This is a genomic window from Cupriavidus sp. Agwp_2 (assembly GCF_040784895.1).
Lineage (GTDB): Bacteria > Pseudomonadota > Gammaproteobacteria > Burkholderiales > Burkholderiaceae > Cupriavidus.
On record NZ_CP088084.1, the window covers coordinates 1,130,584 to 1,150,320 of the forward strand.

General features: G+C 64.7%; 22 protein-coding genes and 1 pseudogene. 17 read left to right on the forward strand and 6 right to left on the reverse strand.

The features are described 5' to 3' along the window. Window positions 1–43 precede the first annotated feature (43 nt). Together LPA45_RS22890 and LPA45_RS22895 are read right to left on the reverse strand one after the other, a co-directional pair. On the reverse strand, window positions 44–1,231 hold the full coding sequence (locus LPA45_RS22890; RefSeq protein WP_116319783.1) for a monovalent cation:proton antiporter-2 (CPA2) family protein: 1,188 nt from the start codon (window positions 1,229–1,231) through the stop codon (window positions 44–46). Window positions 1,232–1,444: 213 nt separating this feature from the next. Continuing rightward, a complete protein-coding gene (locus LPA45_RS22895) occupies window positions 1,445–2,350 on the reverse strand; it encodes a LysR family transcriptional regulator (protein ID WP_317921376.1) in 906 nt (301 codons plus the stop codon). Window positions 2,351–2,493: 143 nt separating this feature from the next. Here LPA45_RS22895 and LPA45_RS22900 point away from each other — a divergent pair, with 143 nt between their 5' ends. The 4 genes from LPA45_RS22900 (at window position 2,494) to LPA45_RS22915 (ending at window position 6,360) form a co-directional block, all read left to right on the forward strand. Further along, entirely contained in the window at window positions 2,494–3,486 is a 993-nt protein-coding gene (locus LPA45_RS22900) for a hydroxyacid dehydrogenase (protein WP_317921378.1), read from the forward strand. A gap of 62 nt (window positions 3,487–3,548) precedes the next feature. After that, window positions 3,549–4,253, forward strand: coding sequence for an RraA family protein (locus LPA45_RS22905; protein WP_317921379.1), 705 nt, complete (start codon window positions 3,549–3,551; stop codon window positions 4,251–4,253). Window positions 4,254–4,297: 44 nt separating this feature from the next. Continuing rightward, a complete protein-coding gene (locus LPA45_RS22910) occupies window positions 4,298–5,272 on the forward strand; it encodes a tripartite tricarboxylate transporter substrate binding protein (RefSeq protein ID WP_233528130.1) in 975 nt (324 codons plus the stop codon). Between the two features lie 44 nt (window positions 5,273–5,316). After that, entirely contained in the window at window positions 5,317–6,360 is a 1,044-nt protein-coding gene (locus tag LPA45_RS22915) for an Ldh family oxidoreductase (RefSeq protein WP_317921381.1), read from the forward strand. 12 nt (window positions 6,361–6,372) lie between these two features. Here the strand turns inward: LPA45_RS22915 and LPA45_RS22920 are convergent, their stop codons facing one another. Continuing rightward, a complete protein-coding gene (locus tag LPA45_RS22920) occupies window positions 6,373–6,828 on the reverse strand; it encodes an SRPBCC family protein (protein WP_317921383.1) in 456 nt (151 codons plus the stop codon). A gap of 384 nt (window positions 6,829–7,212) precedes the next feature. After that, complete coding sequence (locus LPA45_RS22925) at window positions 7,213–8,424, reverse strand: NAD(P)/FAD-dependent oxidoreductase (RefSeq protein ID WP_116319790.1); 1,212 nt, start codon at window positions 8,422–8,424, stop codon at window positions 7,213–7,215. A 281-nt stretch (window positions 8,425–8,705) separates the two neighbouring features. Between LPA45_RS22925 and LPA45_RS22930 the strand changes: the two genes are divergently transcribed. From LPA45_RS22930 to LPA45_RS22970, 9 genes are all read left to right on the forward strand, one after another. Continuing rightward, a complete protein-coding gene (locus tag LPA45_RS22930) occupies window positions 8,706–9,131 on the forward strand; it encodes a cupin domain-containing protein (protein ID WP_116319791.1) in 426 nt (141 codons plus the stop codon). After that, on the forward strand, window positions 9,128–9,577 hold the full coding sequence (locus LPA45_RS22935; RefSeq protein ID WP_116319792.1) for a carboxymuconolactone decarboxylase family protein: 450 nt from the start codon (window positions 9,128–9,130) through the stop codon (window positions 9,575–9,577). Before LPA45_RS22930 ends, LPA45_RS22935 begins: the two co-directional genes overlap by 4 nt. Before the next feature lie 5 nt (window positions 9,578–9,582). Further along, a complete protein-coding gene (locus tag LPA45_RS22940) occupies window positions 9,583–10,266 on the forward strand; it encodes a TetR/AcrR family transcriptional regulator (protein ID WP_233528131.1) in 684 nt (227 codons plus the stop codon). A gap of 55 nt (window positions 10,267–10,321) precedes the next feature. Then, window positions 10,322–10,543 carry a DUF2798 domain-containing protein gene (locus LPA45_RS22945; protein WP_116319794.1) on the forward strand — a complete coding sequence of 74 codons (222 nt, stop codon included), beginning with the start codon at window positions 10,322–10,324 and terminating at the stop codon, window positions 10,541–10,543. 30 nt (window positions 10,544–10,573) lie between these two features. After that, the gene (locus tag LPA45_RS22950; protein WP_116319795.1) at window positions 10,574–11,539 is read left to right on the forward strand and encodes an alpha/beta fold hydrolase; all 966 of its coding nucleotides are present in this window, start codon (window positions 10,574–10,576) and stop codon (window positions 11,537–11,539) included. Window positions 11,540–11,667: 128 nt separating this feature from the next. Beyond that, entirely contained in the window at window positions 11,668–12,087 is a 420-nt protein-coding gene (locus LPA45_RS22955; RefSeq protein ID WP_116319796.1) for an organic hydroperoxide resistance protein, read from the forward strand. 117 nt (window positions 12,088–12,204) lie between these two features. After that, window positions 12,205–12,630, forward strand: a complete 426-nt coding sequence (locus LPA45_RS22960; protein ID WP_116319797.1) for a cupin domain-containing protein — start codon at window positions 12,205–12,207, stop codon at window positions 12,628–12,630. An 11-nt stretch (window positions 12,631–12,641) separates the two neighbouring features. Next, a complete protein-coding gene (locus LPA45_RS22965) occupies window positions 12,642–13,958 on the forward strand; it encodes an epoxide hydrolase family protein (protein ID WP_116319798.1) in 1,317 nt (438 codons plus the stop codon). 219 nt (window positions 13,959–14,177) lie between these two features. Further along, window positions 14,178–14,549 carry a hypothetical protein gene (locus LPA45_RS22970; protein WP_199414590.1) on the forward strand — a complete coding sequence of 124 codons (372 nt, stop codon included), beginning with the start codon at window positions 14,178–14,180 and terminating at the stop codon, window positions 14,547–14,549. Between the two features lie 112 nt (window positions 14,550–14,661). Here LPA45_RS22970 and LPA45_RS22975 read toward each other — a convergent pair whose 3' ends face one another. After that, entirely contained in the window at window positions 14,662–15,576 is a 915-nt protein-coding gene (locus tag LPA45_RS22975) for a LysR substrate-binding domain-containing protein (RefSeq protein ID WP_317921392.1), read from the reverse strand. 257 nt (window positions 15,577–15,833) lie between these two features. Between LPA45_RS22975 and LPA45_RS22980 the strand changes: the two are divergent. The 3 genes and pseudogenes from LPA45_RS22980 to LPA45_RS22990 all read left to right on the forward strand — a co-directional run. Further along, window positions 15,834–16,046: pseudogene (locus tag LPA45_RS22980) on the forward strand (hypothetical protein); the annotation flags it as partial. Next, entirely contained in the window at window positions 16,039–16,227 is a 189-nt protein-coding gene (locus LPA45_RS22985; RefSeq protein ID WP_317921393.1) for a hypothetical protein, read from the forward strand. The pseudogene LPA45_RS22980 and the gene LPA45_RS22985, both read left to right, overlap by 8 nt. A 23-nt stretch (window positions 16,228–16,250) precedes the next feature. Then, complete coding sequence (locus LPA45_RS22990) at window positions 16,251–17,687, forward strand: aspartate/glutamate racemase family protein (RefSeq protein ID WP_317921394.1); 1,437 nt, start codon at window positions 16,251–16,253, stop codon at window positions 17,685–17,687. An 84-nt stretch (window positions 17,688–17,771) separates the two neighbouring features. Here the strand turns inward: LPA45_RS22990 and glnA are convergent, their stop codons facing one another. Further along, a complete protein-coding gene (gene glnA, locus LPA45_RS22995; protein WP_317921396.1) occupies window positions 17,772–19,247 on the reverse strand; it encodes a type I glutamate--ammonia ligase in 1,476 nt (491 codons plus the stop codon). A 296-nt stretch (window positions 19,248–19,543) separates the two neighbouring features. Between glnA and LPA45_RS23000 the strand changes: the two genes are divergently transcribed. After that, window positions 19,544–19,732 carry a hypothetical protein gene (locus LPA45_RS23000; RefSeq protein ID WP_116319803.1) on the forward strand — a complete coding sequence of 63 codons (189 nt, stop codon included), beginning with the start codon at window positions 19,544–19,546 and terminating at the stop codon, window positions 19,730–19,732. Window positions 19,733–19,737: the final 5 nt, after the last annotated feature.

Below are 19,737 nucleotides of genomic sequence, written 5' to 3' on the forward strand. Positions count from 1 at the left end.
GTGGCGCGATCGGGTTGCTTGCGGCGCTGGCGAACTCGGGCCGCTACTGGCCATCCGCCTCAGCCTGGCGCGGTGCCGCGCGGGTGCGTGGCAGCTTGCGGTGGGCAAGCAACAGCAGTGGAGTCGTTGCCATCGACAGCGCAACGACGACCGTGACGACGGAGAGCTGCTCGGCGTCGATCAGGTTCGCCGCCTGCGCGGCGCCCATCACGACAAAGGCGAACTCACCGCCCTGTGACAGCAAGAGGGCGAAGTAGATGCGATGCTGGCGCGGCAATTCGATCTGGTTCGCCAGGTACATCAGTGCCAGGAACTTGCCCACCACCAGGGCGACCACCAGCACCGCCACCAGCAGCGGCTTGCTGGCCAGCACGGAGAAATCGATCGACATGCCGACCGCGATAAAGAACAGGCCGAGCAGGATGCCCTTGAACGGCGCCATGTCCGATTCGATCTCGTGGCGGCATTCAGACCCGGCCAGCAGCAGCCCGGCCACGAACGCGCCAAGCGACATCGACAGGTGGACCACGTGCATCAGCAGCGCGATGCCGATGACCCAGAGCAGCGCAAAGATGGTAAAGATCTCGCGCGTGCCGCTGCGCTGGATCATGCGCAGCACGTACTTGAGCACGAAGCGCCCGATCACGACGACCGCCGCGAGCATGGCCAGCGCCTTCGCCGCGGAAGCCCAGCCGCTGGACATGCCGGCGTCCGCCGCCACCGGCGCAAGCAGCGGCAACAGGGCAATCATCGGGATCGCGGCAATGTCCTGGAACAGCAGGATGCCGAAGCTGGATTGGCCGACGGGCGCGTCCATCAGCCGGTTCTGCTCCAGGATCGCGATCACCATCGCCGTGGACGACAGCGACAGCGCAAACCCGGCCGCCACGCCAACCCGCCATTGCACGCCGAAGACAATGAAGATCGCGGCCAGCAGCGCCGCGCACAGCGCGACCTGGATTCCGCCGTAGCCGAAGATGGAGCGGCGCATCGCCCACAGCTTCTCGAAGTCCATTTCAATGCCGATGATGAACATCATCAGCACAATGCCCAGCTCGGACACGTCCAGGATCGAATCAACATCCGTGACCAGCCGCAGCCCCCAGGGCCCGATCACCGCGCCGGCGATCAGGTAGCCCAGCACGGAGCCGAAGCCAAAGCGCACCGACAGCGGCACGGCGAGCAGTGCCGCGGCGAGGAAGATTACCGCGTCAACCAGCAGTTGTTCCATCATTCCCCTCCCGAGGAGATGACGGGGCGATAGCCCGGGTTGTTGGGCGGTCTCTCGCTGCCAGGCGAACAAAGGCCGACTTTTGCGCGAGGTCACGGCATGGATACGTATTACATCATCCACGCCGAAGTACAAGCCGGATGGCGCTCGCCGGCTCGCGCTGCGTTATGCGCCCGGCGGCACACGCGGCGGTCTTGGCATCCGTGCTACCGGTCAATCCAGCCGGTCAAACAAGGTCTTGCCGAACTCGTGCAGCAGCCCGATCAGCCTGTCCGCCACCGGCGACAGCGGCGCCCCCCTGCGGAACGTCACGCCGAAATTGCGCACCAGCGTGGCCGCCGGCAGCGGCACTTCCAGCAGGTCGCCGCCACTGGCGAGCAAGGTGCGCCGCGAGACAAAGGTCAGCAGCTCGGTGTCGGCCACCACGCGCGGGATCAGCGGGATCGAGTTGGTCTCGATCTGCACCACGGGCCGCGGCAGGTTGCGCGATTCCATGGTCTGGTCGAGCCAGTTCCGGCTCGGCACCGCGCGGTTGGGCAGCGCCCAGCGATAGCCGGCCAGCGACTCCAGCCCGGGCTTGCGCACGCGGAAGATCGGATGCCCTTTGGCGGCCGCGACCACGACGGTGTCCTTCAGCAGCGTCTCGCAGTGGAACTCGTCATCCTCCTGGTCCGGCACGAAGCCGAGGATCACATCCACGCGCCCTTCGCGCAGGTCGTCGCGCAGTTCGTAGTTGTGGCGGATGCTCAGTTGCAGCACCACGTTGGGGGCTTCGCGCAGCAGCATCTGGCAGATGGGCGGCAGCAGGTATTCCGCGCCGAGGGGGCCGCTGCCCAGCCTGACCGTGCCCGCCACGCCGCGCGCGATGGCGCCCACCTCGTCGCGCACGAGGTCGGCCTCCTGCAGCAGGCCGGCGGCGCGGGCGCGCAGCGCGACCCCGGCCGCGCTCAGTTTCTGGCCCCTGCCGTCGCGCTCGAACAGCGCGGCGCCGAGCGAGGCTTCAAGGCGGTCGACCGCCTTGGTCAGGGTCGGCTGGCTGCGGTGCACCAGTTCGGCGGCGCGGCGGAAGTTGCCGGCGTTGGCGACGGCCAGGAAGTACTTGAGGTCACGCAGGTCCATGGCAGCGCTCCGCGGCATGCAGTCGGCCGTCGCTATGATTGGCCCGACTGATTACTTTCGTTTATCAAAACCAAAAAATTATAAGCTGGACGGCATCGAATCGGCGGACAAGAATTCGCTCCATCCTCCAACCGATCCGAGCCATGCCCTACACCGTCCTCGTTACCGCGCCGCGCCTTGCCGATGCCGGCGTCCGCCTGCTGGAAGCCGCCAACGCCCGCGTCCACTACTTGCCGGAAAGTGACCCGCAAGCGCTGCAGGCGTTGCTCGCCACCCTGCCGGTGGATGCGGTGATCTCGCGCACCGTCGAGCTGACCAGCGCGGCCATCGAGGCCTGCCCGACGCTGAAAGTGATCTCCAAGCACGGCGTAGGCGTCAGCAATATCGATGTCGCCGCCGCCACCGCCCGCGGCATCCCGGTCTACGTGACGCCGGGCGCCAATGCCCAGTCCGTGGCGGAGCTGACGCTGGCGCTGATGTTCGCGGCGGCGCGCCGCGTGCCGTGGATGGATCGCGAACTGCGTGCTGGCCGGTGGTCGCGCGCGCAGGATGGCGTGGAATTGCACGGCCGCACCATCGGGCTGGTCGGCTTTGGGCAGGTGGCGCAGCGCGTTGCGCGCGTGTGCCTGGCGCTTGGCATGCGCGTCGCCGCGTTCGATCCCGCACTGGCCGGGGCTGCGGCACGGCCCGCCGACGTCGACTGCTGCGACACGCTGGACGCCCTGCTTTCCGTCAGCGACGTGGTCAGCCTGCACATTCCGCTGACCGCGCAGACGCGCGGCCTGATCGGCCAGGCGCAACTGGCCGCGATGAAGCCGAGCGCGATCCTGGTCAATACCGCGCGCGGCGAAGTCGTCGACGAAGCGGCGCTGGCCGCCGCGCTGCGCAGCGGCCATCTCCATGCCGCGGGGCTGGACACCATGGCCGTCGAACCGCTGCCCGCGGACAGCCCGCTGCTCGCGCTCGACAACGTCGTGCTGACCCCGCATGTGGGCGGCTCCACGCCCGCGGCGCTGGCCGCCATGGCCAGCGGTGCCGTGCGCAATGTGCTCGGCTACCTGCAAGGGACGCCGCCCGCGCCGGCGTGGTGCGTGAATCCAGGCGTTCTCGCGCCGGCAGTACGGCGCAGCGCCTGACCCCTTTCCCCTTGCCCCCTTATCCCCTTACCCATTCCACGATGCTTCCCAAGGAGACCCCGATGAGCACCGAGCAAGCCACCGCCCTGTCCTGGCCGGCGGGATATCGCATCAACCCCTGCGCCGACGGCTTCGCGCCCGCGCTGCTGGCGGCATTCCGCGAGCTGCCCGTGGCGGCGATCGGCGATGCGATGAGCCGACAGGTCGGCACCATCGGCCTGCGCCCCTACCACCGCCGGCCGGAGACCGTGCTGTGCGGGCCCGCCGTGACCGTGCGCGTGCGCCCCGGCGACAACCTGATGATCCACAAGGCCCTGATGATGGTCCGCGCCGGCGATGTGCTGGTCATCGACGGCGGGGCAGACCTGACCCAGGCGCTGGTCGGCGGCCTGATGCGCACCACCTGCGTGGCCAGGCGGCTCGGCGGGCTGGTGATCGACGGGGCGATCCGCGACGTCCTGGAATGGGCGGAAGACGGCATGCCCATCTTTGCGCGCGGCAATACCCATCGCGGCCCGACCAAGGACGGCCCTGGCGAGATCAACGTGCCGGTGGTCTGCGCCGGCATGGCCGTATTGCCGGGCGACCTGGTCGTGGGGGATGCGGACGGCGTGATCGCGGTCCCGGCGGCACAGGCGGCCGACGTGCTGGAGCGCACCCGCGCCCACCTGCAGAAGGAAGCGAAGATCCGCGCCGGCAATGCGGCTGGCACCTCGGACCCGGAACGCTTCGACGCCACGCTGCGGGCCAAGGGCCTGCCAGTCTGAGCGGCATCCGCGCCGGCTTACCCATAACGATGACGGAGACAACGATGCAACGACGCCAATTCCTCCAGTGCGGCGCCGCCGCGGCGCTGGCCGCTTCCGGCCTGGTACGCGCCCAGGGCCCCTGGCCGCAGAAGCCCATCCGGCTGGTGGTGCCGTTCCCGCCTGGCGGTGGCACCGATGCCACCTCGCGCCTGATCGCCGAGAAACTGACCACGCTGGCGCGCTGGACCCTGGTGGTCGACAACAAGCCGGGTGCCGGCGGCAATATCGGCCTGGACATGGTCGCGAAGGCCGCGCCGGATGGCTACACCATCGGCATGGGCCAGGCCGCCAACCTCGCCATCAATCCGGGCCTCTACCCGAAGATGCCGTTCGATCCGCTCAAGGATTTCACCGCGATTGCGGGCGTGGCGGCGCAACCGGTGGTGCTGGTAGTGCGGAAGGATGCGCCGTTCCGTGCGCTGGCCGACTTCCTGCAGCAAGCCAGGGCGCGCAGCGGCGAGATGGGAATCGCACAGGCCGGCAACGGCACGGTCGGGCACCTGGCCGGCGAAATGCTGGCGCGGCGTGCCGGCGTGCGGGTCATGCAGGTGCCGTACAAGGGCGCGGGCCCGGCCATGAACGACCTCCTGGGCGGACAGGTGCCGGCCTATTTCGGCAATGCGGTCTCGGTGATGCCGCAGCTGGCCGCCGGCAGTATCCGTGCGTTGGCGGTGACCTCCGCGCAGCGGCTGTCGGCGCTGCCGTCGGTACCGACGGTCGCCGAACAGGGCTTCGCGGGCTTCGAGGCCACCACGTGGCTGGGCCTGGTCGCGCCTGCTGGATTGCCGGCGGACATCACGGCCAAGCTGTCCGCTACCACGCTGCAAGTGCTGGCGCGGGCTGACGTCCAGCAACGGCTGAAGCAGGAAGGCAGCGTCGCGACGCCGACCTCGCCCACGGCCTTTGCCGCGCATATCCGCGCCGAACACGCCAAGTGGGGCGCGCTGATCCGCGAGGCGCAGATCAAGCTGAGCTGACGCGCACCCTTGTCCGACTTCCTCCCTTCTTCTCAGGTATGACCGTGGACACGAACCCGACGCCCTATCCCTGCCTCCTGCAAGCCGTGACCGACATCTTCGCGGCCTACCTGCCCGCCGGCGATGCCGCCTACGTTGCCGGCTGCCTGGTCGATGCCGACGCGCGCGGCGTTGCCTCGCACGGCATCGGACGCATCCCGGTCTATACCAAGCGGTTGCGTCTCGGGCTGGTCAATGCCGCGCCGACACTGGCGGTGACCCCTGGCAACGGGGCGACGGCCCATGTCGACGGGGACAACGGCATGGGCTACATCGTCGCCCGCAAGGCGATGGACGAGGCGATCGCACGCGCCCGGCAGCACGGCATCAGCCTGGTACTGGCCTCGCGCAGCAATCATTTCGGGATGGCGGCGACGTACCTGCAGCAGGCGCTGGATGCGGGCCTCGGCGCGCTGGTGCTGACCAATGCGCCGCCGCTGATGCCGGTCTGGGGCGGCCGCACGCCATTTCTCGGCACCAGCCCCTTTGCCTTTGCCGCACCGGCGCGCGGTACGCCGATCATGCTGGACATGGCGACTTCCGTGGTGGCCTTCGGCAAGATCCGCCGCGCCGCGCGCCGTGGCGAAGCGATCCCGCCGGACTGGGCGCTGAACGCCAACGGCCAGGCCACCACCGATCCCAATGCCGCCATCGATGGCGTGGTGCTGCCGATGGCGGGCCCGAAGGGCTCCGGGCTCGGGCTGATGATGGAACTGATGGCGGGCGTGATGTCTGGTGCTGCTTTCGGCGGAGAGGTACGCAACCAGAACAGCGACTTCACGCAGCCGCAGGACGTCGGGCATGCGTTTATCGCGTTCAGGCCCGATGCGGGGCTGCCGCTCGGCGACTACTTCGCGCGCGCGGACGAACTGGTCGGCCGCGCCAAGGCCTCGCCGCTCGCCGACGGCTTCGATGCGATCGCGATGCCGGGCGAGCGCGAAGCGGCGCAGGCGCTGCGCTCGCGCAGCGAGGGGCTGCTGGTGTCCGGGCAGGACCGGCAGATGCTGGAGGCCGAAGCCGGGCTGGCGCTGACGTTCAAACCCCGGTAGGGCGACGCAGGACTACTCCAAGCGTGCGCCGCCATCAAGCCTGGCCTTGAGGCGCCGCACCGCTTCCGTCGACTCGGCCTCGACCTGCTTGCGCAATGCTGCCCAGTTGAGCAGCGAAAACAGCAAGGTCGGCGCCTGGTAAGTGAACTCACGCTCGAACCGCGTGCCGGCGCCGACCGGCGTCAGCGTGTAGGTGACCGTCCCCGCCTTCCTGCCATCGATGTCCCCGTCGATGCGCCAGGATGTCGGTGCCCGGCGCTCCGCTACCGTCCACACGACTGTCCCTTCGCGCCCCGCTACCCTGAAGTCCTCCGTCACCTGCTCGCCCGCCTGCAGCGAATGGTCGGTGGCGCCGCGCACCGCCAGCGACGATGGATGCCATGCCGGCCAGTTCGCAGGCGTCGAGACATATTCGAACACCTCCGCGGGCGGCCGCTGGATCGTGGCTTCGCTGTGGATCCTTGTCATCGGCTGCCAGGGGAGCGGCGCAAAGAGCAACGCGGCAATCACGCAGGTGGCCACGAGGGCGCGGACGGCTGTCTTTCGGGATGGCATGGCGTGGGAGGCAGGAGAGCGGTGCCGGCCTTCACTATAGGCGTCCTTGCGGCCCGGCCCGCGATCTCGCCCAGCGCACTACCGACAAGGCGCCCGCCAGCTATGGCGGACACGCGGTGCGGTGGTTGTCGGACCGGGCAGCCAACCCGCGGGGCGACAGGCCGGAAACTGCGCGCACGAAAACGCGAGAGCGCCTGAGCGCATCGAGGCTCCCTCGCTCCGCGCACAGGACTGCAGCGGATGCAATGCAAACAGGGCGATCCGTTGGATCGCCCTGTTTGCTTTTTGCGCGTGCCGTCAGGCAACAACGATGCGGCGCGGGTCAGCCAGCGCCAGCGCTTCCGCACGATCCGCGCTCGGCGGGTAGATCCACTCGGTATTGATCCGCGTCTTCAGCGCCTTGGCCACGCCGCCGGTCAGCTTGACCTGCCGGTTCCAGCCTTCCGTGTAGACAGCGCCCCACGGCCCCAGGTCCAGACAGGTCACATACTTCGGCTGGCTATACGGGATCATGGCCTCGCCCACGAGGTCCGCCGCCACGTTGTGCCCCGCCGAACGGCCGAGGTTCATTGCGTGCTGGCAGGACATCGCCGCAAAGTTGCCTTCGTCATCGGTCGCGGCATAGGCGCAATCGCCGGTGGCGAACACCTCATCGACACCCCTGACCCTGAGATCGCGATCGACGTGCAGCCGGCCCAGGCCATCGCGCTCCGCCGGAATCTGCGCGGTAAGTTCGCTGGCACGGGCACCTGCCGTCCAGATCACCGTATCCGCCTCGATGCGCTCGCCGCTCTCAAGCGTCACGCCGGTCGCATCGACGGCAGCGACGCCAGAGCCGAGCTTCCAGGTCACGCCCAACTCCGTCAGCGCCTGCGTGATCACCGGTCGCGGCCCCGCACCCAGGTCAGGTCCGATCTCGGCATTGCGCTCCACCATGATCACGTTCACTGCGGCGTCCTCGCCCAGGACTTCGCGCAGTCGGGCCGGCATTTCCGCGGCCGTCTCGATGCCGGTGAAGCCGGCACCCGCGACCACCACCGTATTGCGCCCGGCACGATCCGGCCGGCTGGCCAGGTTATGGAGATGCGCTTCGAGCTGCGCTGCGTCGGCGACCTGGTCGACATTGAATGCATGCTGGTCCAGGCCAGGAATCTGCGGACGGAACAGCCGGCTTCCCGCGGCGAGCACCAGGCGGTCATAGCCGATGCGCTGGCGCGAGCCCTCCGTGCCGACACCCGCAATGCTCACATTGCGGTTCGCGACGTCGATGTGCTCCACCCTCCCCTGGATAAACCGCACGCCGACGGCCTTGAAGATCTCTTGCAGCGGCGCCTTCATCCCGTTCGGATTCTGCTCATAGAGACGCGGGCGGACATGTAGTTCGGGTTCCGGCGCGACCAGCGCGATTTCCACGTCGGTGCGCCCGACCTGGTCAAGCAGACGGGCCGAAGCCAGTGCGCTCCACATGCCGGCAAAGCCGGCGCCGATGACAAGAATGCGTTGGGACATCTTCAAGCTCCTGAATCAAACCTCGGTTTCGTGTGACAGGGCCGGCGGTTGCGGTTGCGGTTGCGTGGCGCGCATGGATGCGTCGGCGAAATCCGAGCACATCCGGCCCTTAACTACGATCATATGAGTCGTAGTTAAGAAACGCAAGATTTTTTTAGTGCCTGCCTCGCACGGTGAACCTGCGCGCAGGACTTGCGCTTTCGCTGACGATCCACTATCGTTACTACGACTGTATAAGTCGCAGTTAAAACTCAGGACCAGGCTTTACCTAGGAGATCGACATGAAACCCCAACGCATTCTCTTGCCATTCATGGCGGCAACCGCCATGGCATTCAGCGGCGCCGCGGCCGCGCACGGCCCCGAAGAAACGGTGAAGGAAAACTTCTCGCGATCGATCACGAACATTCCGGGGAAATCGATCGTCGCCGTGGAAGTCGTTTATCCGCCTGGCGGCGCCTCGGTGCCGCACTACCACGCCAAGTCAGCGTTCATCTATGCCTATGTGGTCTCAGGCAGCATTGCGAGCAAGGTGGACAACGGTCCGGAGCGCGTCTACAAGGCCGGCGAAAGCTTCCACGAAGAGCCCGGATCGCATCATCCGGTCAGCCGCAACGCGAGCCGGACAAAACCGGCGAAGCTCCTGGCCGTGTTCGTGGTGGATAGCGGCGAGAAAAACCTGACGACTTACGAAGGGAGCACGAAATGAGGCTGGACTACACAAAAGTGTCTCCTGGCGGTGTCAAGGCATTCGGCAATGTCTACGGATACATCCTGCAGTCGGGGCTGGACAGCGTCCTGGTGGAGTTGACCTATCTTCGCGTCAGCCAGATCAATGGCTGCGCCTACTGCCTGGACATGCACACGCGAGACCTGTTGAAGAAAGGCGTGTCGGTCACGAAGCTCGCACTCGTGCAAGCCTGGCGCGAGGCAGGCGACCTTTTCAGTGAGCGCGAGCAGGCCGCACTCGAATGGGCGGAGTCGGTGACACGCGTAGCGGAAACGCACGTCCCGGACGACGCGTTCCACAGGGCCGAAGCGGTCTTCAGCGAAAAGGAACTCGCCGACCTGACGATGGCCATCAGCCTGATGAATGCATTCAACCGCCTGGCAATCAGCTTTCGCCGCCCGCCGGAAGTGCAGCACCAGGACTGAGAATCATGGCGTTTGCTTCGGCTGACACCTCGTGCGACATGGGCCAGCCATCACATGGATGGACTGTCCTTGACAAAAATACCGATTGGTATATTCTGGCCTGCATGAACAAAGCCGAACGCACCCGCCAGCTCATCGTCGAGAAGACAGCGCCCATTTTCAACACAAAGGGCTATGCCGGAACATCGCTGGCCGACATGACCGAGGCCACCGGCCTGACCAAGGGCAGTGTCTACGGCAACTTTGCCAACAAGGAAGAGGTGGCTCTGGCTGCATTCGACCACAACTGGAAGCAGGTGCAATCCGCGGTCCGCAACGAAATGGCCGCGAAAACCACCAGCATGGAAAAGCTGCTTGCCCTGACTGGCGTGTACGAAAACCTTCCTGAAGGTTTTCCGGAGGGCGGATGCCCGCTGCTCAACACCGCCATTGAAGCCGACGACACCCACCCCGCCCTGCGGGAAAAGGCCCTGGAGGCTTTCCGGAGCTGGCAGTCGAATCTGGTATCGGTCATCAAGGCAGGCATTGCTTCGCGGGAATTCCGCCGGGACGTCGATCCCGAGCAGGCCGCCGTCACCCTGATCGCGCTGATCGAGGGTGCCGTCATGATCTCGCGGCTGACTGGAAACGCGGCCTACAACAAGGCCGTCATGTCGGCAGTGGAAAAAACCGTGGTCGACCTCGCCTGATTTTTTTGCCCCAAAATATACCGATTGGTATTTTTTCATCACAAAGGAAGTAGCCATGGACCTGCATCTGAAACGGAAAATCGCCTTCGCACTGTCGATGGGTGTCGTGACCACGGGGATCATCTCCTTCGCCCTGCTCGCTCTGAATATGGGGTTCTCGGAAGGCTTTGCGCTGACGTGGCTGCGCTCCTGGGGCCTCGGCTACGTGATCGTCATTCCCGCCATCCTGCTGGTCGGGCCGCGCCTGCAGGCGCAGGTCGAGCGCTGGGTCCAGTGACGCCGCATGCCACGTCCGGGAACTGCTGATATGTCCAGGAATCTGCTGCGGCGGCTGCTTGCCATCGCCCTCATCCTCGGCGCTGCCACGGCGTCGGCCATCGCCCATGCCGACGCCACCGTGCGAAAGCAGGCACGACAACCCGATATCGGATGGATCGAGATAGACAGGGACATTTCGCTGAGGCGAATGGTGGTGCACCACCCCGGCGCGAAAGGGACCGTCCTCTTCCTGCACGGTTTCCCGGAAACCCTGTACGCATGGAAGGACATCGCCGTGTCGCTGGGCGATGACTTCGAAGTGCATGCCATCGATTGGCCCGGCTACGGTCTCTCGTCGCGCCCCACGGCCGACAAGTTTTCCTATGCGCCCAGGGACTATGCGCGCGTCCTGCAGGCATACATCCGCAAGGCAGGCATCGACACGTCCCGGCTGACCATCTATGCCACCGATATCGGCGCGCTGCCCGCCCTGCTCCTGGCGCTCGACGAACCGGACATTGCGAGAACGATCATCGTGGGCGACTTCGCCCCGCTTGACCGGCCGCAGTACATGTACGAAAGCCTGCAGAGCCTGAAGGCGCAGCCGTCGGCCGAACTGGCCCGCGCCCAGTTGAACCGGAACCGCGACGATGTCTTGCAAAACGCCTACCGGCGCGGCCTGCCCACGGAAGCGCAGTTCGACATCTCGCCCGAACTCCGGGACGACATGGCCCGCGGATGGAGCCACGGCGCGATGACGTCTGCCGATGCCTTTTACCACTACTACTCGCACTTTTCGCGCGACCAGGCATACCTGGAGGCGAACCTGCACCGGCTCAAGACACCGGTCAAGGTGGTCTGGGGTGAAAAGGACATCTATATCCGGAAGGAAATGGGGATCGAGTTTGCGCAGAAGGCGCATGCACCGTTCACCGAGCTTCCTGGCATCGGGCACTACCCGCATCTGCAGGACCCGCAGCAAGCCGTGCAAGAGGTTCGCGCTGCATTCCGATAACTCGCATTGCAGGCGGTCCAGGTCTCCGATCCGACTTGCTCCGCCTGCATCGCATCGCCGGTACACGCCACCTCCGGCGATGCCCTGTCCCACGTGGCAACCCCCTCTCAACCTGGAACATCCTGTCAATGATCAATGCCATCGAGAAAGTGATTTACACCGGCAAGACCCACACCACTGGCGGCCGCAACGGGCACGCCCGGAGCGCAGACGGTCGCCTGGCCGTTGACCTGTCCTCCCCCGGCACCGCTGGTGCCGGTACCAACCCCGAACAGCTGCTAGGCGCCGGCTGGTCAGCATGCTTCCTTGGCGCGATTGCCAAGGCAGCCCAGGCGGCCAACGTCGCGCTGCCGGCTGACGCGGCCGTCGATGCGGAAATCGATCTTGGCCAGGCGGCACAAGGCTACTTCCTCGCGGCGCGTCTGCATGTCAGCCTGCCCGGCGTGGAGCGCCAGGTGGCACAGTCCCTTGCCAGCACCGCCCATGAAATCTGCCCGTACTCGAAAGCCACGCGCGGGAACATCGATGTCGAGATCCACATCGTCTGAGGACGGCCGGATCTCACCCACTACATAAGAGACGCGCCCACCCCGCGTGAACGCATTGGCCAACGCTGGCCAATGCGTTCACCGCAGCGTCCTGCACACAACAAGGAAACCTGCCTCATGAACATGCCCCGGCTTTTCGCCTCCGCCCTGCTTATTGCCAGCAGCAGCCTGCCTCTGCTGAACGCCCACGCGCAACCTTCCGACATCCAGCGCACCGACCTGATCCACCACGCACTCAGCATTCCCGGCCGCGATGCCATCCAGGTCCGCGTCGACTTCGACCCCGGCGCCTTCGCGGCCAGGCACTCGCACCCTGGCGAAGAAATCGCCTATGTGCTGCAAGGCACGCTGGAATACCAGCTCGACGACAAGCCGCCAGTCACGCTGAAGACCGGTGAGGCGCTGTTCATCCCGGCCGGCAGCGTTCATTCGGCACGCAATGTCGGTAGCGGCAAGGCGTCGGAACTGGCGACCTACATTGTCAGGAAGGACGTGCCGCTGCTGGTGCCGGCCAAGCCATCCGGCAAGGCCAGCGCGCAATGACGAAGCCTCGCATGAACGCGCAATCGTCCGATAACACAACCGACCTGCCGCGCCGTTCCCTGTTGTTGGGCGGCGTGGCGAGCGCGGCCCTCTCGCTCTTTTCACCGCGGCTGGCTCTTGCCGGGCAGTCCGCGCCGGCGCGCACCGGCGCGTCCGATGCGATCCGCCCGTTCCGCGCGCGGATCCCGCAATCGGCCCTGGACGATCTGCGCCGCCGGCTGATGGCGACGCGATGGCCCGATCCGGAAACCGTGCCAGACCGGTCCCAGGGCGTACAACTCGACAAGCTGCGGCCGCTCGTGCGCTACTGGGCTACGGGCCATGACTGGCGCAAGGCCGAGGCAAGACTGAATGCCTGGCCCCAGTTCGTGACGAACATAGACGGCGTGGATATCCACTTCATCCATGTCCGATCGCGCCATGAGAACGCGCTGCCGCTGGTCATGACGCACGGCTGGCCCGGGTCGGTCTTCGAGTTGCTCGACAGCATCCGTCCGCTGACGGATCCCACCGCATACGGCGGCAGCGCGGCCGATGCATTCCATCTGGTGATCCCGTCGCTGCCGGGCTTCGGCTTTTCCCAAATGCCCGGGGGCACCGGCTGGAACCCGGACCGCATCGCCCGCGCGTGGGACGTGCTGATGAAGCGTCTTGGCTATGCGCGGTACGTGTCGCAAGGCGGCGACTGGGGCGCGATCGTCTCCGACGCACTTGGCCGCCTCGCGCCTGAAGGGTTGCTAGGCATTCACGTCAACCGTATCGAGCGCGCGACGACGCTGCCGCCGGCGCTCGCCATGGCGCTGAAGACCGGCGAGCCCGCCCCGTCCAGCCTGACCGCCGAGGAGAAGCAGGTGTTCGACGAGGCGAGGGACTTCCTCAGCAAGGGATTCGGCTACGCCGCCCTCATGCAGACGCGCCCCCAGACCATCGGCTTTGGCCTGGCCGATTCGCCAGTGGGGCTGGCGGCATGGATTTATGACAAGCTGGCCGACTGGGTCTACACGCGCGGCGATCCCGAGCGGGCATTGGGCCGTGACGCGATCCTCGACAACATCTCGCTCTACTGGCTGACGAACACCGGCGAGTCCAGCGCACGGATCTACTGGGAGACCAGCGCCGCACCGGCAAGGAGCGGCCCCGTCACCGTTCCGGCGGCGGTGACGGTCTTTCCGGGCGAGGTCTACCGGCCACCGAAGGCCTGGCTGGCGCGGGCCTATCCCAACCTGGTCTATTACAACCAGGTTGCCAGGGGCGGTCACTTCGCGGCGTGGGAAGAGCCGGAGCTGTTCAGCGCGGAGTTGCGGTCGGCGTTCCGGTCGTTGCGCTAGGGCAAGCCGATCCTGCAACGGCCTCGCCAGGTCGGGAATCTTGATTCCCGACCCACTTCAGGGCTTGCGCCTACGGATACGCATCGCTGATGCCGCGCGCATGAAGTATTTTTATAAGGCCGGTGCGCGCCTGCCGCCGGAAAGGCCCGCGGGACTTGTGCAACCGTAATTCGGTTCTTGCATGGCAGGCTGTGCCCGGGGCCGTGACAGGAGCGTGCCATGTCCGTAGCACTTCGATCCTCGCTTTGCCAATTCCTCATTGCCTGCTGCCTGGGCATCGCTGCCTGCGGCGGGGGTGGGGACGACGAGGGCGATGGCAGCGCCAGCGGCACGGGCGAGCTGATGATCTCCATCTCCGGCCTGCCGTCCGGGACGTCGGCGGCCATCACGGTACTGGGACCCGGCGAGTTCCGCCAGACCCTGACCCAGCCGTCCACGCTGACCCTGGCTCCCGGCAGCTACACCGTCGTTGCCGCCAACGTGCTGACGAGCAGCGGACTCCTCCAGCCGCAACCGCCCTCGCAGACCGTGGGGGTGGCCGCGGGCGCACGTGCTTTGGCCAACGTGATCTACGGTCCGCCGGAAATGTAGCAACCCTTGCTGACGCAGGTTGCCGTTCGCCGCACCAATCTTGCTGACTGCAACCCTCGGCGATTTGCGCCTGTTCGTGGCCGAGCGCGCCGGCCCTGGATATCGCGCATTCCTATGCGCCTCGGTTGACAGAATCTTCCAACGACTTCCACAGGTCTTGCATAGTGGGGTTCGTATTGGCGATTGCGCGATAGGACCGAATCTCCAGTTGCGCGCTCCACTCGTCGCCACCCGCGCGGACAAGCCGGCCTGCGTCGATTTCCTCGCTGACGGCGCTGAACGGAAGCCAGGCAACCCCATATCCCTCGACCACCATTTTCATCAGCAGCATCGCCATGTCTGCTTCGTAGCAAGCGCGGAAATGGTAGGCGGTATCCACGCCATTCAGAATCACGTCGACCACGCGTCCCATGAAGGTCGTCGCCGTATAAGCGAGATATGGCAGAGGGGACGCTGACGAGCCAGGCAGCGCGAACATTGGTGCACCACGACCGTTCGGCGCGGAAACGGGGATAAACGCTTCCTGTCCCAAGGTCAGGTTTGCAAATTTGTCCTCGTCCAGCTGCATCGGGACGAGCGGATGGTGATACCCAATCATCAGGTCGCAATTGCTCTCGGCAAGCGCGATGACGGCGTCGTGGACATTGGCTGCGACGACGCGGGCATTGAAATCCCCGGAACGCTGGTGAAACTGCTTCAGCCATTTGGGCAGGAAGGTCAGTGACAGTGTGTGCCCGGCGGTGATCTGGATGGAGCGTCCAGGCATCCTGGCCTCCTGCCGCAGCGCTGAGCGGACCTCGGTCAGCGCGCCAACCGACTCCTTGCTCTGCTCACAAAACCGCCGGCCGGCGGAGGTCAGTTCGACCGGGTAGGTTGCACGGTCGACCAGTTCGACCCCGACCCAGTCTTCGAGCGACTTGACCCGGCGAGAAAGCGCCGACTGAGTGACGAATCGCAATTCGGCCGCGCGGGAAAAGCTTCTGGTCTGCTCGATGGCCAAGAGGTCTTCTATCCACTTCAATTGCAATTGTGCCGCTCCTCGTTGCCGACAGGCTCATCGATGTTGCCGTTATGGTAAACCCGGGCATCTCGGGTATTGCTTGCGTAAAAAGCGCTTAACTCCGGTTTTACGCGCACCAATAGCGTTCCATGCGACGCTTTCTAAAACTATTCCGGGATGGAATAGTTTGAGTGTACATCCTCATCAGCTCGTCTTCCTTGCGCTCCTAGAATCCGGTTGCGCCAATCAGGCGCACTGATGAGGAACGCGATGAGCAAGGAAGAATTTTTCAAGGGGACGCGACGCGAGCACGATTGCTGGGCTACCGCGAGGTGCCGGCAGACGCGTACTACGGCATCCATACCCTGCGGGCGCTGGAGAATTTCCCGATTTCGGGCGACCCCATTTCGAAGTATCCCGAACTGATTGTCGCCCTGGTCGACATCAAGGAGGCGGCCGCACTCACGAACCGGGACCTCGGCCTGCTGGATGACCGCGTTGAATCCTTACATCGGCTACGCCAATTCCACGGAAGTTGCACGGGAAGCCCTGGAAACCGGACTCAAGGTCGCTGACATCGTTCTTGAACGCGAACTTCTCTCGGCGGCAGCACTGGCGGAGATCTTGCGACCCGAGGTCCTGACCGCCCCGCGTGCACCGGTTGCACTCAACCAATAAGGCTTTATTGTTATCTCACAAGCATGCAACAGCTCACGTTCGGAATCATTGGCGGGCTCGGCGCACTGGCCGGCGCCGACCTCTTTCTCAAGCTGGTCAAGAGCCGTGCGGTCATGGCCGACCAGGGTCGGTACCACTTCCTGTTCGAGCAGCATCCGTTTCGCGATGTAGCGATGCCACTGACCCGCAATGCGAGCATGACCAGCCGCAAGCTCTACGTCTTCAAGACTTGCCAGTCCTTCGAAAGCAGGAAGGTCGATGCGGTGCTCATGCCTTGCTTTGCGTCCCACACCTTCCGTGAAGAGCTTCAGGCGGAACTGTCGGTGCGCCTCGTCAATATGCTCGACGCATTGGCGCCCACGCTGAATGACGCCTTGCCCCGCGGTGGAAAAATCGGCGTTCTTGCTTCGGACTTCGTGCGTCAGTCGCGGCTATTCGATGAGAGCTTCGGCCGCGATTTTGAGATTGTGTATCCCTCCGAAGCAACGCAGGGCAGTTTGATGGATGCGATTTATGGTCCTGGAGGCATCAGGTCCGGCAATACGGAAGGCCTCGCTCTGGAGCGGATTTGCCAGGCCTGCCAGGAACTGATCGAACTTGGCGCGGAGCTGATTGTTCCAGGCATGACCGAACTCTCTCTCGTGGCTGCGGCCTTGCAGCGGCGCGGCATCGCATTTGTCGATGTGAACCAGGTCTATGCGGACTATGCCACCACCCTGGCGGACGGGCAGGTCAATCTCGCGTTCAAGCTGGGCATCGTCGGTGGCGTTGGGCCCGCCGCCACGGTCGACTTCATGGGAAAAGTCGTGAAGAACACCACTGCGGCGAAGGATCAGGACCATATCAAGATGGTCGTCGAGCAAAACCCTCAAATACCGGACCGTACGGCAAACCTCCTGCACCAGGAGGCCGACCCGACGGTTGCGCTCTTCGCCACGTGCAAGCGGCTGGAGTCCGAAGGCGCGAACGCGATTGCAATTCCCTGCAATACGGCGCATGCCTATGTCGAGCGTATCCAGCCTCACCTGTCCGTACCGATCGTCAATATGCTGACGGAGACGGTCCGGCATATCGTCGACAAGTATGGCCAAGGCTCGAAGGTTGGCCTGCTTGCGACATCAGGCACCGTGGAAAGCCGCGTCTATCACGAAGCCGCCGCGGGCCACCTGGAACTCATCACGCCAGCGCCAGAGATCCAGCAGATGGTCATGGATGCCATCTACGGCGCTGAAGGCGTCAAGGCAGGCCATACGCAAGGCCATTGCGCCGAGTTGCTGCGCGCTGCCATTGCTCACCTGCACGGCAAAGGCGCCAGGGTGCAGATTCTCGGCTGCACCGAACTCCCGTTGATATTTGCGCAAACGGATCAATTCGAGGTTGGAAGCGCGCCGACCGTTTCTCTGGTCGACCCTACGGACGTGCTGGCAAAGCGTTGTGTCCAGCTTGCGCGATCTGCCTGAGACCTTTTGACCTTTTGACCTTTTGAAGACCGGAGAAAGGCCGTCGGCGCGCTCGCCGTTCCAGCACCATCAGCGCGCCACTGATCAAATGTCGAAGTAGAGATGGAACTCCCACGGGTGCGGCCGCAACTTCAATGTATCAATCTCGCGCGTGCGCTTGTAATCAATCCACGTACTGATCAGGTCTTCAGTGAAGACATCCCCCTTCCGCAGGAAGGCTGAATCGGCTTCCAGTGCGGAAAGCGACTCTTCGAGGGAACCTGGAACCTGCCGGATGCTGGCGGCTTCCTCGGGTGGCAGATCATAAATGTTCTTGTCGAGCGGGTCGCCGGGGTCCGTCTGGTTTTCAATGCCGTCAAGGCCGGCGAGCAGCATTGCCGAGAAGGCGAGATAGGCATTGGCCGACGGGTCAGGACAGCGGAATTCAACGCGTCTGGCGCTTGGGGAATCCGAAACCATGGGAATCCTGGCTGCGGCAGATCGGTTGCGCTGCGACATGGCCAGATTGACAGGCGCCTCGTATCCAGGCACCAGTCGCTTGTATGAGTTTGTGCTCGGCGCGCAGAAAGCCATCAGGGCGGGGGCGTGCCTGAGCAAGCCGCCTATGTACCACCGGCACATCTGGGATGTCTGCGCCCAACCGTCCTTGTCATAGAAGAGGTTCTCGTCGCCGCGCCACAGGCTCTGGTGGCAATGCATGCCGCTCGCGTTGTCGGCAAACAGGGGCTTGGGCATGAATGTGGCGACCTTGCCGTGGCGGCGTGCAACATTCTTGCAGATGTACTTGTACATCATCACGTTGTCTGCCATCCGGGTCAGAGGTGCAAAGCGCATGTCGATTTCATTCTGGCCCGCCGTGGCTACCTCATGGTGATGCACCTCGACCCGGACGCCTGCCTGCATCAGCGCGAGGACGATCTCGGAGCGGATGTCCTGCAGCGTATCGCTTGGCGGCACGGGAAAATATCCTCCCTTGTAGGACTGCTTGTAGCCAAGATTGCCTCCGCCATAGGCGCCTTCGTCACGGCCCGAGGCCCATTCGCCTTCGGCGGATTCGACATAGTAGTAGCCGGAGTGCTGGTCCTGCCCGAAGCGAATGGAGTCGAAAACGAAGAACTCCAGTTCGGGGCCAACGTAGCAAACCGTAGCAAGACCGGTTTGCTGGAGGTACAGCTCCGCCTTACGCGCGATGTAGCGCGGGTCGCGCGAATACGGCTGGTGCAGGACAGGGTCCAGCACGTCGCAGATCAGCACCAGCGTTGGTGCCGTGCAAAACGGATCGATGAATGCCGTGGCCGGGTCAGGCCTGACCAGCATGTCGGACTCGTGTATTTCCTGGAACCCACGAATGGAAGACCCGTCGAACCCGATGCCGGCCGAGAACAAATCGTCGTTGACTTCTGGCAGCGTGATCGAGAAGTGCTGCCACACGCCGGGCAAGTCGGTGAACCTGAGGTCAACGACCTCGATAGCGTGCTTCTTGATCAGATCGATGACTTCACCGGGGTTTTGCGGCAGTGCAACGTGATAGCTGCCGGGTTCTATCGAGACCGTGGTCATAACTGCCTCCGTCGTCTGGCCCCCGGAGCATAGTCCAACATTAGTCTGTCAACTTCCGATTGCAAAGTGCCTCACGGGCTTGCGCAAGCTGCCCGCTTTCCATGCCGTTGTTGGTGCGGCGCCATCCCTGATCGCACCAGTGTGCGTCGCCACCCAACAGCGCGCATGATGCGCCGCGCCGTCGGCATCACGCCCCCGCCGTTTCCATGCCGAAAGCTGCGCCCGTGCCCGACAGGCACGATGGTTGCAATCTCCCGGTCAGAGCGTCCCGCTCACCAATCCCTGGGAGAACTGCCATGAGCACCCTGATCATCCGAGACCTTGCCGGTCACCGCGCCCTCGACGCGAGCACCATGTCTGCAATCCACGGCGGCATCTATCGCACGCCGCAGCAGATCCTGGCGTTTGAGCTCACCCATTTGCCGGCGACGCCGGATGGTCGTGTGCTGGGCTCGGATGGCCAGTTGCACTTCCCCCCGATCTGACGGCC